At 27.7% G+C, this 15,549-nt stretch carries 9 protein-coding genes; 1 reads left to right on the forward strand and 8 read right to left on the reverse strand.

Going from position 1 to position 15,549, the window contains the following annotated elements:
• Positions 1-500: 500 nt before the first annotated feature.
• Both J3U56_RS06000 and J3U56_RS06005 read right to left on the reverse strand, forming a co-directional pair.
• Entirely contained in the window at positions 501-2,444 is a 1,944-nt protein-coding gene (locus J3U56_RS06000; protein WP_267367056.1) for a peptidase U32 family protein, read from the reverse strand.
• A 107-nt stretch (positions 2,445-2,551) separates the two neighbouring features.
• On the reverse strand, positions 2,552-3,025 hold the full coding sequence (locus J3U56_RS06005; protein WP_267367058.1) for a M48 family metalloprotease: 474 nt from the start codon (positions 3,023-3,025) through the stop codon (positions 2,552-2,554).
• Between the two features lie 769 nt (positions 3,026-3,794).
• On the opposite strand from J3U56_RS06005, the gene J3U56_RS06010 reads away from it, so the two are divergent.
• Positions 3,795-4,781, forward strand: a complete 987-nt coding sequence (locus J3U56_RS06010) for a glycosyltransferase (RefSeq protein WP_267367060.1) — start codon at positions 3,795-3,797, stop codon at positions 4,779-4,781.
• 70 nt (positions 4,782-4,851) lie between these two features.
• On the opposite strand, the gene J3U56_RS06015 is transcribed toward J3U56_RS06010, so the two are convergent.
• The 6 genes from J3U56_RS06015 to J3U56_RS06040 all read right to left on the reverse strand — a co-directional run bounded on the left by J3U56_RS06015 (position 4,852) and on the right by J3U56_RS06040 (position 15,547).
• Entirely contained in the window at positions 4,852-8,982 is a 4,131-nt protein-coding gene (locus J3U56_RS06015; RefSeq protein ID WP_267367062.1) for a CDP-glycerol glycerophosphotransferase family protein, read from the reverse strand.
• A gap of 50 nt (positions 8,983-9,032) precedes the next feature.
• Positions 9,033-10,112 carry a stealth family protein gene (locus J3U56_RS06020; protein ID WP_267367064.1) on the reverse strand — a complete coding sequence of 360 codons (1,080 nt, stop codon included), beginning with the start codon at positions 10,110-10,112 and terminating at the stop codon, positions 9,033-9,035.
• A gap of 107 nt (positions 10,113-10,219) precedes the next feature.
• On the reverse strand, positions 10,220-11,401 hold the full coding sequence (locus tag J3U56_RS06025) for a capsule biosynthesis protein (protein ID WP_218056884.1): 1,182 nt from the start codon (positions 11,399-11,401) through the stop codon (positions 10,220-10,222).
• A 585-nt stretch (positions 11,402-11,986) separates the two neighbouring features.
• The gene (locus J3U56_RS06030) at positions 11,987-14,068 is read right to left on the reverse strand and encodes a capsular polysaccharide biosynthesis protein (RefSeq protein ID WP_267367065.1); all 2,082 of its coding nucleotides are present in this window, start codon (positions 14,066-14,068) and stop codon (positions 11,987-11,989) included.
• A 19-nt stretch (positions 14,069-14,087) separates the two neighbouring features.
• Positions 14,088-14,747, reverse strand: a complete 660-nt coding sequence (locus J3U56_RS06035) for an ABC transporter ATP-binding protein (protein ID WP_267367066.1) — start codon at positions 14,745-14,747, stop codon at positions 14,088-14,090.
• Complete coding sequence (locus J3U56_RS06040) at positions 14,744-15,547, reverse strand: ABC transporter permease (RefSeq protein ID WP_416380303.1); 804 nt, start codon at positions 15,545-15,547, stop codon at positions 14,744-14,746. Before J3U56_RS06040 ends, J3U56_RS06035 begins: the two co-directional genes overlap by 4 nt.
• Positions 15,548-15,549 lie beyond the last annotated feature (2 nt).

Below are 15,549 nucleotides of genomic sequence, written 5' to 3' on the forward strand. Positions count from 1 at the left end.
TTAGCTTCGCCAAATGCTCACACGTTCTCACTACGTGAGCTGCGTCTTGCGCTTTGCTATTGACAATATCAAGACTATGCAATTATTAACATAAAATGTAGACAACACTGTATATAAAATTGAATTCATGATCTAAATCAATACGTTAATTAGATGCATAAAAAATAAACAGTATAAGAGCTACTAATCTTTCTATATCTTCTCAACATATAAAATAACAACAATATTAGTCTTATTGTCGTCACTTCCCTTTGATTTTAAGGATGGTAATAATGTAATCCTATTGAATTATCACTAATTATTTTTTAGTCAAAATACCAAGCAAAATAATAATATCATTAATAATCAATAACATAAAGTGAGCATAATGTATATTATGTTAAATTAACATAATTATTGCGAACTTCTGTTTTGTTGTTACCTTATTAAACATAACTAAAAAATTTTTCATAATTAAATACTAAACTAAAAACGTCAAAAATTATTAACCAATTTACAATTTAACTATTTTTAGTCAGTAAAATGATCTCACTACCGGGTAATGGCATTTTTAGAATATGATTTTTTATTTTCCCCCAAACTTGCATTTCACACGCTTTACAATTAAATTTTAGCAGTAGCTCTTCATTGTTTTGAATAAGCTTCATTGGTGTAACTTTAGTTTTAACACCTTGTATACCTTTAGCTTGTTTAGGACATAAATTAAATGCAAAACGTAAACAATGTTTAGTTATCATTAATGGTGCATCATCTTTAACTTGGTGAGCTTCATAAGCACTTTCAATTAATTCAACCCCATGCTGAGTGTAAAATTCTCTAGCTTTATGATTATAAACATTGGCCAAAAACGATAACTGATTTTCAGGATATATTGGCTTTGGTATTAATTCAGGTTTGCGCTTTTGTCGACAGTAACTTTTTAGTCGTTCTGTGGTTAATTTTGCGATAATATCTCGTCTAAATTGGTTAAGTTGACTGCTGGGAATAAAATAGACTTTTGATAAATTAATTTTAAAATCAATTAGATAATATATAGTTTGACCAAGTTTTGAAAGATTATCACGAATATTGTTAATTGCTTTATCAGGTTGATCTGCAATAGCAAATACGCTATTTAGCTCTAATGTAACGCAAATGCCCTCTTCGCTTTTAGCTGAAAGAATAATTCCATCATCTTGATTACTTAATTCAAATATAACACCAATTCGTCGATCACTTGAGTTTTTAAGTAAATTTTGCTGCCAAATATGGTCTAAGTTTCGATTAACTAAATAAGGTAATTTCACCGAAAACAGCGCTTTAGGAATTTCATTCGGGAAAATTCGATAATGACCAACTGCAATTTTTTCTACTTTATCGGCTCTAAAACCATAAATTTCACGTTTAACTAAAACATTTAAACCATCACCGTTAGTTAACAATTTATCTGTTTTAACCTCTATCGTTTTGGATGTAACTTTTGTAATTTCACCTATGGATAAGCCAATAAATTTTGGTGAGTCAAAAGCCCCTATATCCGGTTTTCGGCCATGAACAAAATAATCGGTACTACCTCGATGGAAAGTTCGATTCGGATCGGGCGTAAAAAAGAACTCCGTTTTACCGCTTGATTCTGGAGATAAATCAGGATACTCACATAAGATTTGATCTAATTTTTGGCGATAAAATGCAGTAATATTTTTTACATAACTTAGATCTTTATAACGCCCTTCTATTTTGAATGATCGCACGCCTGCGCTGATTAATTCCCGCAAATTATTTGATTGATTATTATCTTTCATAGATAAAAGATGTTTTTCGTAAGCAACAATTCGACCTTTATCATCTTTTAAGGTGAAAGGTAATCGGCATGCTTGAGAACAATCACCACGATTGGCACTACGCCCTGTTTGAGCATGAGAAATATAACACTGACCGGAAAATGCAACACAAAGTGCACCATGGATAAAAAATTCTATTTTTGCATCTATTTGTTCATGAATTTTAGCAATTTCAATTAAATTAAGCTCTCGAGCAAGCACAATTTGCGAAAAACCAACTTCAGACAAAAATTTAGCTTTTTCAGGTGTTCTTATATCCATTTGAGTGCTGGCATGTAAATCAATCGGTGGGATATCCATATTTAATATGCCCATATCTTGTACAATCAATGCATCGACACCTGCATCATAAAATTGCCAAATAAGCTGTCTTGCAGCTTCAAGTTCATTATCATGTAATATGGTATTGAGAGTCACAAAAACTTTTGCATAATAGTGATGAGCAAATTCAACTAATTGAGCAATATCACTAACAGAATTACCCGCATTATGTCTAGCACCAAAACTCGGTCCACCTATATATACTGCATCAGCACCATGCATTATAGCTTGTTTGGCAATTTCAATATTTTTAGCTGGGCTAAGTAATTCTAATTTATTGTAGGTCGCTTTTTGATGCAACATTTAACTATCTCACAAACTCAGGTTTAGCAGGTATGGAATGGACAAGTGTTATAGTAATTATCATAACACTTGTCAAGACAATATAAGATTAAATAATGGATTTAAAATTAATAGTTATATGAACCATTTCGTAAGGCATCGATCCGTTTTTCTAATGGTGGATGCGACATAAATAATTCTGAAAATTTCACCTTTTTTTCACCATTTATACAAAAAGCCATAATGAAAGCTTCTTCTTGAGTTTCATAGCTTATTTTTAATTTTTCTAATGCCGCAATCATTTTTGTAGCTCCGACCAATTTGGCTGAGCCTGCATCAGCATGAAATTCCCGATAGCGAGAAAACCACATAGCAATTAAACTAGCAAGAATACCAAAAATTGTTTCAAAAATTATAACAACAATATAATAGACAAGTGGTGAACTATCTCTTTCTCTATCGGACATGGCTTGAGATGCAACAGATGCTAAGATTCTAGCAATAAAAATAACAAAGGTATTTAGTACGCCTTGAAGTAGAGTCATGGTAACCATATCACCATTAGCTATATGACTCATTTCATGCCCCAATATCAGCTTCATTTTGAGTCATATTATTCAATAAATCTGAACTAACCGCAATTAGTGAACTATTTTTTATGCTCCGCAATACGACATTGATTTTGATAATGACTTAAGCGTTTATTCCTTCTGTGACTTTGCTTTTGACGGAGATTCAGATACAAATCTCCTCCTTGCTGTTTGTCTTTGTAAACATACCGGTAAATATGCTCATGACTCTACCTCTAAAATGGCTTATTTGTTCTGGACTCCATTATTCTTCAAGCTTATGTTCAATATAGTCCCAAACCGTTTCACTTATGCGGATTGCTCGTTTACCATTCTCTTTTCGTCTATCTACCGTAAATCCTTGAGTCTTAGGTGCATAGTAATAACTATGATGTTCTTTGTTACGTTTTTGTTCTAGATAAATTGTTGATACATGCCTTCCTAATATTTGGGCAATGATTTTTCTCTTAAGCCCATACTGCTTAGGTAAGAAATCTGGTATCTTTCTTGATGGGTAAGTTGTTTATATTTCATGACGTTATCATCAACTTTGGTCGATGACAGATACGTCATTATAAACAAATTACCTTTTTTATTGTCACCTTCATGCTATGTTAATATTCGCACTTAGTTATTGAATTCAAGTAAATCTATTAAGTTATAAATTTTATATAAAATGATATAAATAGTGCTGTTTTTTTTAATGAAAAAAAATTTATATAATATAGATTTATATTATAGAATATACAGCTATTTAAGCATTTTCCCTGTAAAAAGGGACTCTTAACAATTATTGGATAAAATGAAAAAGCAAGCAATATTTATTGCAGGAGATGAAAATATTTACTTCCCTGCACTTGTCACTCTGGAAAGTATTAAAGAATATAACAATAATATTTTTGATATGTTTATGTGCTTTGATGGAAGTAAATTAACGCCATATATGCAAAAAATTTTAAATAAACATTCAATAAAATTTATCGATTCTAGAGAACTTAAAAAATTTGGTGTTGAAGAAAAGTTCTCTGTAATGGCTGAAAATCACTGGCCTATCGATATTTTTTATAATTATGTATTACCTGTTTATCTTAATGAATTAGGTTATGAGTATTCCTATAAAGTGGATTACGATATTCTTTGCATTGGTAAATACATAATTAGTGAAATTGAACCCTCCGATGTGTTTTTTTCAGGATGGGCAAATAAAATAAATTTAGAAAAAGAACGCGTAGAAAAAGAAACAATTAAAAAGCTTATAAATGAAAATATGATTTCAGGACAACATATAGATTACATGAATGTAGGATTTGTTGGTTTTAATAATAAACTTTATTCTGAACAAAAAGTTTTTGATAAATTTACTGAAGCCTATTCATTCCTAAAAACTGAGTGCCCTAATGCCAAATTATTAGAGCAAATTGCTTTCGCGCTAGTAATTGAAAGTACAAAAGGTAAATTTAAAAAATTTTCTGAAGCTTATAATCATCGAGTCCTATCTACAAGAGGAAGTGATGATAATTTTGAGTTTGACACCAAAAATATACATTTTATTACAAAATTCAAACCTTGGAAAAAACTAGAGAAAGATAAAATTAAATGGTTTATTTTCAATCACGGTAGTCATATGTATCTATATAGAAATTTATGGCTTGAATTTGCATCCAAAATAGATGGCTTTGAATTTTTTTGTATGGAAACTCCCTTAACTACCAAGCAGTTAGTTGGTATGGAAATGCATATAGTTAGATGTTTTAATGAAAAAATCAAGTTGTTAAAAAACGTTAACTAATTGATAGTTATTTTTTTATTTGTAAGACAACCTATCTATTAATAAAGAGGTTGTCTTTTTGTAAAATAACTTATTTTTTATCTGCAAATTTAATAATTTTGTCTAAATTTGTTATTTCATTATTCACAAACTTTGTTAATCCCTTAATATAATCAGCTAAAACTGTTGGTGGCATCAACTGATAATTATTATTAAATAACTTATTTAATGAATTAATCACTTTTTGGTAATTTCCTTGTGAAAGAGCTAATTTAACCATTTGTATATGACACTCCATATCATTAGGTGTATGTTGCTCAAAATCAACTAATAACTTATTAGTTTTTTCAAATTGCCCTATATTACGAAAAATATTAGCTAAAATTAATTGTGGTAAATATTTTCTTAAAAAATATTTACATGTATTAGAAGTTATTAAATGATTAAGCAGGTGGATTGATTCCTCCCATTTTTGTTGAGTTACATAAACAAGCGCATTTAATATATCTAATTCATTCTGTTCAAATAAACCTTCTTGTAAATGATTTGAACTTATATTTAATGCATAAGATGGGTTCTGAAGATTATAACAACAAATCAACTGATAAAAGAGATCAATTGCTTTTTTATTTGTTATTCTTTCCCAACATTTATAAGCTTTGAGCCATTTTTCTTGTGCCATAAAAAGGAATGCTTTGGTTTTATCATCATTGATATCATCGATTTTTATATTTACATTATTGAAAAATAATGATATTTGATATTTACGATAACTTGCTTCCGCTAACATCTGTTGTGCTATAGTATTCCAGTGTCCATCTTTCTTTAATAGTATTTTAGAGTAAGCTATAATATCTTCCCAATTTGCTGACATCTTTAAAGATTCAATATAAACATTTAAAGCTGAGGCTGGAATTGACATAAAATTATTATTAAATGTTTTCTTTAAATGAGAGAGTACATTGAAGTAATCTTTTTTAATCAAAGCTAACTTAATTTTTTGTAATTCACATTCAAAATTATTAGTTGTGTGTTTTTCAAAATTTACTAATAGTGTCTGACATTTATCTAGTTTATTAATTTTTCTATACAAATCAGCCAGAATTAACTCTGGAAAATATCTTTTTAAAAAGTATTTATCTAGGTTACTTTTAAATAAAATATTTAATTGCTCAATAGCTTCACTCAAATTTTTATTAGACATAAATACTAACGCATTAATTAAACAAGACATTTCATGATCATAACAACCATTTTGCAAGTACTCATTTTGTACTTCAACAGCATAATCATGATTAGACAAATACAGGCAACATATTAATTGATAAAATAGGTCAGCGGATGACTTATTATTTACTTTACACCAAGAATTATAAGAATCATCCCATTGTTCTTTTGCCATAAAAAGAAATGCTTTAACTTTTTCATCTCTGATATTAATAATGTCAATATTATCAAGAAGTATACACGGTTTTCTCAGATAATAACTGGCCTCAGATAATATAAGTTGACCATATTTTACTTGTTCTTCATCATTGGATAATAATAATATTTTTGCTCGTTCTATTGCTATCCGCCAGTTTTGCACAGAATATGTTTCTGTCATAAATTCATTTACAATGTCAAAATCAACTGTCTCTGGATTTTCAGGTGGTTTATCTAATGCTTTTATTGCATCAAAAATTCTTTCACAACATCGTCCATCTCTGAAGGGGTAAACATCTTTAATTCTTGATAAATATGGCTCTTCGATAGAAAAATTATTATTAACAATAGTTTTCAATGCATTATTTAAATCATCTTTAGTCATAACCACAGGTCCAAAACCGTGTTGCCTATAATCAAAATAACCTTTTGAAAATGTATGTTTGCCTGAAAAAAATTCATTTTCATCAAATTGATAATATATGATTTGTTTTCCTAAATATGCCATATCAAATGCTACTGATGAATAGTCTGTTATAAGAAGTGTTGACCTTAAAAATAACTCTTGAATACTACAATTATCAGAACTCCATTGTTCAATGTAAGGTGGAATATTAAAATCATCTAAATATGGTTCGATGTTTTTATGAAGAGCGAAAATAACTTTTATTCCATCACATGTTATTTTTTTTAATTCTTCGCTATGTAAAAAACTTTTCCAATGTATAGCATAATCTGTTGACATGAAATCAGGGTTCTTATCGCGTTCAGAACAATTCGCTTTTGCTTTTGGCAAAATTGAATCACGCCATGTTGGCATTATTAGAATAGTTTTATTATTTGATTCAAATTTATTTTTTTTCAAAAATAATGCATCATGTCTAGCTAAACCGGTTAATATCACTTCTTTATTTGTTAAATAATATCTATTATCGAATGCGATAGATTTAAATTCCGCTTCAGTACTAGTAATCATTAAACTGATATTTTTTTTGGTATTGATCCAATTTGATAAATCGTCTTTAATAACACCGTGCTGTAAAAATATAAATTGTTGATTTAACATTGAACCATCGGGGAAATAGTCATTAACATATTTATCAATATGGCTACTGATTACTTTTGATGCTGTTTTCAATAATTTCTTATGTTCAAATGAACCAAAATTTAACAAATTAAAATTATCTTTTTTCAAACGTTTCCAATCATGTGATTTATTCGATAATACATAATAAATTTCCTGCTCAGGATGCTCAGATCTAATATACCTATACAAATGTTCTGCATTATCATCAGCTCTAGTATCTCGATCCATAAGAATCCAATGTTCTCTTTTATTTTTTTGCACAAAATTAGCTAAATGTTCCATCATTTTCTGATTAGAAATTCCAGTATAAAAAAATGTTCCTTTGATATTAATTTTTGAATGAATACCATTAAATTTGATTTCAAATTTATTAAAGTTATCTGGTAAACGAACCCACAATTTATAGGTTGTGACAAAATATCTATCGCCAAAAGTGTGAATTTTCTTTTTGAAATACTTAGGTATCGTATCTTTGTTATCAAATAATATTGAAATATCAGCATCTTTGTAACTATGATATGAGATTAGTATCTCTTTTTTAGCCTCATCATATCTTTCAATATATGCTATTTGAGTTATATCTGTTATACCTTTAAATGAACCTAGTAAACCTACTTTGAAAAAAAACCAAATTCCAGCTAAATCAAAACTTAAAATTGTTTTGTAATCAATATAAGATAAAACTTTTTCAGAATTTTTATAAAATTTTATTTTTTCATCTGCGCTAAGAATATTTAAAGGATTAGAATTATTTAGCAAACGTTTACAAATCCACGAAAAATCATATAAAGCTTGTCTTTGAATAAATTCTGGTATTTGTTTGAACTTTTTATGGTAGAATTCCAAGACAAAAATTGGACCAAATTCTAAAGCGTCTAAAAACTTACGTTTATCATTCCAAGATGTATCTAAAGTTGAAGTATTATCTTCTCTTTTTCTATAATAATATTTAGCTGATGGCAAAAAAACTACTTTAGATGATTTGATACAGTATATATATTCTGAAGCAAAACGCGCATCTTCAAATGAAGGTCGCAGTCTAGGTTCGAAAAATAAATCATTTTCAAGAATGACTTTTGTAGAAAAAACTCCTGAATTGACTGACATTACTATATTTTTGCCAAAATTAAAATTTGAATTATATGTAACACCATTAGTAAAACGATATTTCAATGGATGAGAGTCGCTATATTGATTATTACTTTCATGATAAAAAATAAAATTACAATTGACTAATCCTATGTCTTTAGGGTTTTTATCAATAATTTTCGCTATTTCCTCAAAGTAATTCAAACTAACAAAATCATCAGGATCAATAAAACTTACCCATTTTGTTTTAACTAACTCTATCCCTAAATTCCTAGCTGAAGCTTGCCCACCATTTTCTTTGTGAATGTAAGTAATATTTTTAGGATATTTTTTCATCCATTTTTGAATGATTTCTGCAGATTGATCTGGCGAGTCATCATCGACTAAAATTAAGTGAATATGTGTTTTAAATCCAATTGTTTGATTCACTAAGCTTTCAAAATAATCTTTTAGATATTTTTCTACACCATAGACTGCTGATACAATTGTAAATTTTTGAGTAGTTTTATATTTTTGATGTGGCAAATATTTTAAAAAATATTTGCTTCTTTTTTCATACATATCCGAAAAGAAACGTTTCGGTTCTCTTTTTAATTTTTTTAATTTTTTTAATACAGACATAAAATTTTAAACCTTGTAAAGAATAAAGTATTAATCAATAAGATAATCAACTAACTATAGAATTTTTTAAGAAACTCCATCAAATTTGATTTATAATTTGGATCATTATTTTTATTTATAAAAAAATCATTTGCACAAAAAGAATGAGGCATTGGATTTAATTTCTTATGAAGAAAAGCATAATTAGTTTTTGCATTAGCAGATCGAATATTAAAGTAATAACATATATCACGAGATAATTTAGATTTTCCTTCTATATACATCATCCAGGGAACCAAGAAAGTAGCTAAATTTAGATCATTATTATCTCGAAATTTATTTTCTATAAAATTACTAATTTCTTGATTAAAATAAGACCATGCTAATTTAAAATAAGATTTTTTTAATGATACATAAGTGTGAACTAACGGATTGTTTACTTTTTTATTATATTTTTTTAATAGTAGTTCTCTACAATTTAGACTAGCGGATAAAGTCGGCGTTTTAAAACCTTTTTTTAACAGAATATTCAAATCTTTTTCAGTTACAAATAAAGATGATAAATTATTGCCACTTAAAAAATGCGTTTTAGGAAGATTTCTTGCAACAAAAACATCATCATTAAAATAAATAAAGTTTTCAGATAGTTCAGAAATATTATGTAAATGAGCTTCAATAACATGTGAATTAAAAGTTGGAAGATATTTTTTATCTATAATCTGACTATGACTAATAATCTTAACTTTTTCAGAAAGTCGAAATGTAGGAATTTGATCATCTGTAATTAAAAAGATATTTCTAACCCATTTCATGTGAAGTTCAATACTTTTAATTACATAAAATAACTCTCCATGGTCTTCAAATCTTGCATTATCTATCGAAATAAGGTCGATATTAATTTTTTTATTTCTATAATATTCAAACTTTGTTATCCAATCGGGATCTTGATTATTTACCCATGTAATAACCACATCAACAGGTTCGTTACTTTGATTTACTACAATGTCATATAATCTTAAATCATTTTCAATTAAAATTTTTTCATTTAAAAAATTATGACATTGTTCGTCTAAGGATAAGGGATACTTTTTTATGAAGTAATCTCTAAAAAATATACCTGGATTTTTTAAAAATTTATTGAATTTGCTCATATTATCAATTGAGCTCTATATGATTTTAAGAAAGTGTCTGAATAATTACCATCTACATTGATATTTGTTACTGTATATCTCATTTGAATATTCTCTTTTAATTAAAATTATTTAGCATTTAACTTAAAGTCAGAGTAATAAATGGAACCTTTAATCTGAGATTTGTTATATAAATAGCTTCGATATCGTTCAAACAGTTCAGGATCAGGTTTTTGCCCTTCTTTCCAGAAACGATCAAGTCCGTCCTGAAAAGTTAATCCATTTATATCATAATGAGCATTACCTAAAGTTATTACAGGTAGTCCATGAATAAGCGCTGAAAGTCCACATGTACTATTAACAGTAACTAATCCAATCGTTTTTCTAAGTAAAATTGGCATAGGAACACCATGAACATATATAACTCTTTTATCTACACCATAACGGCTAGCTAATTTTTTTATTAAACGATTATAATTATTAAAGCCTTCATCCATAGGGTGATGTTTGATTAATAGATAGCTTTTATCATCTGCATACATAGAAAAAGATCGAATAACTCTAAAAATATATGACTTCATCGAATGATAGTGGCTATGAACTTGTATTTGAAAATCTTGATTGCATTGCAGAGGAAAAACAAAAAAAGGTTTATATTCATTATTTATTACATTTTTTATTAATTTAGGTTGTATTAGTTTTGCCTTAAATTTTCGTAAAAGTGCTAATCCCCAACGAGATGCATAAAAAGATAATGATGTTTTTCTATGATGTATGTAATTTGGATAATTATGTTTCTTCAACAACATAAAAATATAATAAATAGAGCTATAATAGACCATAGAGTAAAAATGAGATTTACTTTTATTTTCATCAATCGTTGTAACATTGATGTTCTTATAAAAATCTTGGTTTTTAGGAATAAGAGAAAAGCCATTTACTCCATTTTTTTCAAACGTTATATAATGAGGTCTGAGATATCCCTCTTCAAAAGCCCAAAAAGATAAATTTGGATTAGAGTCAACTATTGACTTAGCAATTTTATGATAAGCGCGGCAATCACCAAAAACGATAATGGCATTAATTTGATGCTGTTTTATATAATTATCTAAAAAATGAGGAAATTTCTCAATTGATTCATAAAATGGAGTACTATTAATTGGATAGAAATGTTCATCTCCTCCATTGAAATTAATTTTATAAACATTACATCCAGATTTTTGTAACCATAATGATACCTTTTTAAAAAAAGGACCAACGGGGCCCTGCAGCAATAATATATTTCTTTGAGTTGCGGCTAATTCATACAAATAATGACTCATTACAATCTTTATAACATATTATATATAAGGAAATTACTGTTCAAAATTAGATGATTAAGTTCCCATTAAGAACGAAATTTACTCTTATAATTTATTAATGTTATTCCTCAAATATCCGTTTTATGCAATACAAATCTTCCATTCAACTACTTTCCAGCCACTTATCTAAATGAATAAAAGCACAATAAGAATATGTTTTAAAAGTAATTAACGAAATACGTGTTCAAATGCAAAATATTTATGTTTAATGATTCCATTATGATAAAACAATATAAAAATTTTGTAAATTTTATTAATATATATATGACATTTTTTATATTAACTTATTAATAATAAATGAATTAATAAGTATTAATAAATACAATTTTTACAATTTAGTTTATAAAATGATAATTATTTAATAATATTAAGATTAAAAAATTAAACCAATTAATTATTATTGAATAATGGTATTACATAGATTTAATGAGGAATTAGAATTTGGGTGATCAAAAGATCTTCAAATAAGCAGCAATAGGGATTAGATAAATAATAGTTAAAGCATTATAAATGATAACATTATTGCTTTGATAATTATCTAATTTTTGATGATTTTAGCTTATGAATAAGAAATATAATTTGTTTTAATTTGTTAAATTGCTTCTTAATCCAATTTTGCTTGATTGATGATTTATTACTTAATTTCTTATTATTTAGATAATGAATTAATGTTTCGGGATCAGTAAAATTTAATGAATCAGGATGTATATAAATAGCATATTCATACATTACAATATAAATTAATTCATGCAATGTTAATAACCGAGTTCTTCTAATATTAGGATATTTATCAACTGTTAATCCCCATCCTGAATAAAAAGGTTGTCCATAACATACAACTAGTTTATTGCGAATTAATGCTTCAAAACCAGCTAATGAAGTCATGGTATGGACTTCATCTACTTGCTCAATACAATCAATAATATCAACGAAATCAATAACTTCATTTACATATTTTAGTGCTTCTAATGTATCTATTTTACCTATACGATTTCCACTCAAAACATCTGGATGAGGCTTATAGATGATGTAATCATCAGGATTATTTTTTCTCACAAATTTTATTAAATCTAGATTTGTAGTGACCTTAGGAGAGCCATAAATAATAGATGCATCATCTTCAACCTGACCTGGTATCAATATAATTTTCAGTTTCTGATTAATTGACTTGATGCTAACCTTTTCGCCAACATTATACTTACCTAATTTTGTTTTTATTAGTAATTTTTGTAATGAAATGGCTTTTTCTATTTGGTACTGATCGACTTTTTTATTTTCAAGTAATAATTCTAATTCACTTTTATTTTGCGAATTAAAATAAATACCTAATTCATCAAAAACTAATGAATATGGCATTACTAAATTGGAGCCCAATCCAATTGATCTGATAAAACCATCCTCAACACGAATGGGATGTAAATTATCAATGAAGGGATATAAAGAATTTTTACCTTGTCCCCAAATTAAAATTTTTTGTGTTATCAGCTGGCTGTAATTATTTTGATTATTCGCTATATTTTTAAATTTTTTTATAGAATAAGCATTACATTTTATTGAAGGTAAATTTAAATAAGGTAATAAAACTTGCTTTTTCCAAAATGAAAATCCGACTAAATTAACACTACCCCTAAGTTTATTATTCAATTTTTTAATTTTAATTAAATAGTCAATAACATCAAATATTGTTCCTGTTTGGCCAGTATACGGATTAATATATTTACAATATAAAATATAACTGGCGATAAATAAATCAAGTATGCTAGCATCAGTTCTTCTATTATTATTCTTTATTTGATTTATACTTTTATGTCTATCATCTGTTATCCCCCATCCGGCATACCAAGGTAAACCAAAGGTAATAACTTTTTTTCCTAACAATAAAGCCTCAAATCCCATATGAGATGTTACAACATAAACTTTATCAATATTTTTTAATAGTGAAATTGGATTAACATCATCACTAATTAAAATAATTGATTTTTGATTAGCAACTTGAGTTAAATACCCTTTTTTGTATTTATTAATTACATCTGTATGAGTTTTTATATAAATAGTTGCATTTGGATTTTCTTTCTTCGCTGTTTCCAACATCAATAAAAAAGTTTCTTGATTAGCACCACCTAATTCAACAGCCATATCTCCGTAAGTTTGATCAATAACTAATATTTTTTCATTTTCAGTATTATCTTTAAAACCAGAAAAAGTTTTAGCATGGTTATATTTTGATAACTCATTATCAATAATTAATTTTATGGCATGAGTTGCTTGTGCTACATATTGATTGATGAGTGCTTTATTTTTAATTAATCCTTCTAATTCTGATGGTGTCCTTGAATCATAATAAATTCCCATATTATCAGCAATAAGAGATAAAGGAGGATATCCTTCAAGTCCTAAACCAATAGAGCGTAAAAATCCATCTTCTAAAGCTATAAATGGTAATGAATTTTTTTTCGCATATGCTCTAGCTTTAATAGTAGTTGGGCGATACCCCCAACCAGCAACAAAATCAGCATCATTTTTTTTATTTTTATAACTAAATGATAAATCGAAAAAAAAATGATTTATATTTTTTATAGATAAAATTTTTTTTGAGAAAATAACAACTTTTTTCATTCAAAGCTCTATTTAGTTATCAAGAAATTTTCTGTTGATTATTATGGTATTTATATGCTTTTTCTATTGTTTCAAACTGATATAGATTACCTGAATCTAATACCATTGCTCTATCACAATAGTTTTTTATAGCATTCATATTATGTGAAACTAAAATAAGTGCACGATCTTTTTTATTTTCAAATAATTCTTTTTTACACTTTTCTGTGAATCTAGAATCACCCACAGCAATCACTTCATCGATTAGGTAACAGTCAAACTCAATTGCTAATGACAAAGCAAAAGCTAGGCGTGCTTTCATTCCTGAAGAGTATTTTTTTACAGGTTCAAACAAGTAATCACCTAATTCAGCAAAATCTTCAACATATTTTTTTGTTTTTTCGATATTACATTCATAAATGCGGCAAATAAATTTTAAATTATCCATGCCTGTCAAACTACCTTGGAATGCACCTGAAAATGCAAGGGGCCAAGAAATACTCATATTCCTAGTTATTGTTCCAGAAGTTGGTTTCTCAATTTCACTGATAAGCCTAATCAGTGTAGATTTACCTGCTCCATTACGACCTAGAATGCCTATTTTCTCTCCTTTATTTAAGGAAAAATTAATATTATTCAGTACTGTTTTATAGCCTTTTCTAGTTGAATATTTTTTACAAACATCTTTGATGATTATCATTGGTTATTCTCAAGAATATAAGCTTCATTAGTTTTCACCATTGCTAAGCCTAAAAATAGCAAAGCAATATCACATAAGATTAGATAATTAACATTTTGATGTGTGTTTACTGAAGGTCCAAAATAGCCCGCACGAAACATCTCTGTACCATTAATTGGAGGAATTAGAAGCAAAACTTTTTGGACTTCGGGAGAGAAAGTATCAACCCAAAAAAAAGCTCCAGAAAGAGGAACAAGCAAAAAACTTAATGTTCCCCACATCTTATCAAAAACTTCATATTTAGACGATAAAACAAAAATAATAAGCCCCAATCCTAAAGAAAACCAACACATCAAACCCCAAGCACATATCATATAAAATGGATCATAAGGTATAACTATCAATCCGAGAAAAATAAATATAATCACAATAAATACCTGCGCGGCGCTTGCACCAATGATTTCAAGAGCAACACGTGCATAAACTAGATCTAAAATTCTTATATTTCGATGATATAATAGAGCTTGGTTTGCGCTAACTGAGTTTTTTGCTCGAGAAGATGCATTACGCCACATCATTACCATTGGATAACCAGTTATAACAAAAGCAATTATATTGAGATTAGAAACTGAATTTATTTTAAAAAAAAACCACATCAAACTTATCAGTAAAGTAAATGACATTGGTTCAACAAATAACCAAAGAAAACCAATATTATTGCGCCCATAGCGAGTGATAATCTCCCTTAAAACTAAAGCACTCAAAATATTAATTTGTATTTTAAGGGAACGTAAAAAAGAAGTTTTAGATATAGAATCAATCA

This window comes from Gilliamella sp. B2824 (genome assembly GCF_026536245.1).
Taxonomy (GTDB): domain Bacteria; phylum Pseudomonadota; class Gammaproteobacteria; order Enterobacterales; family Orbaceae; genus Gilliamella.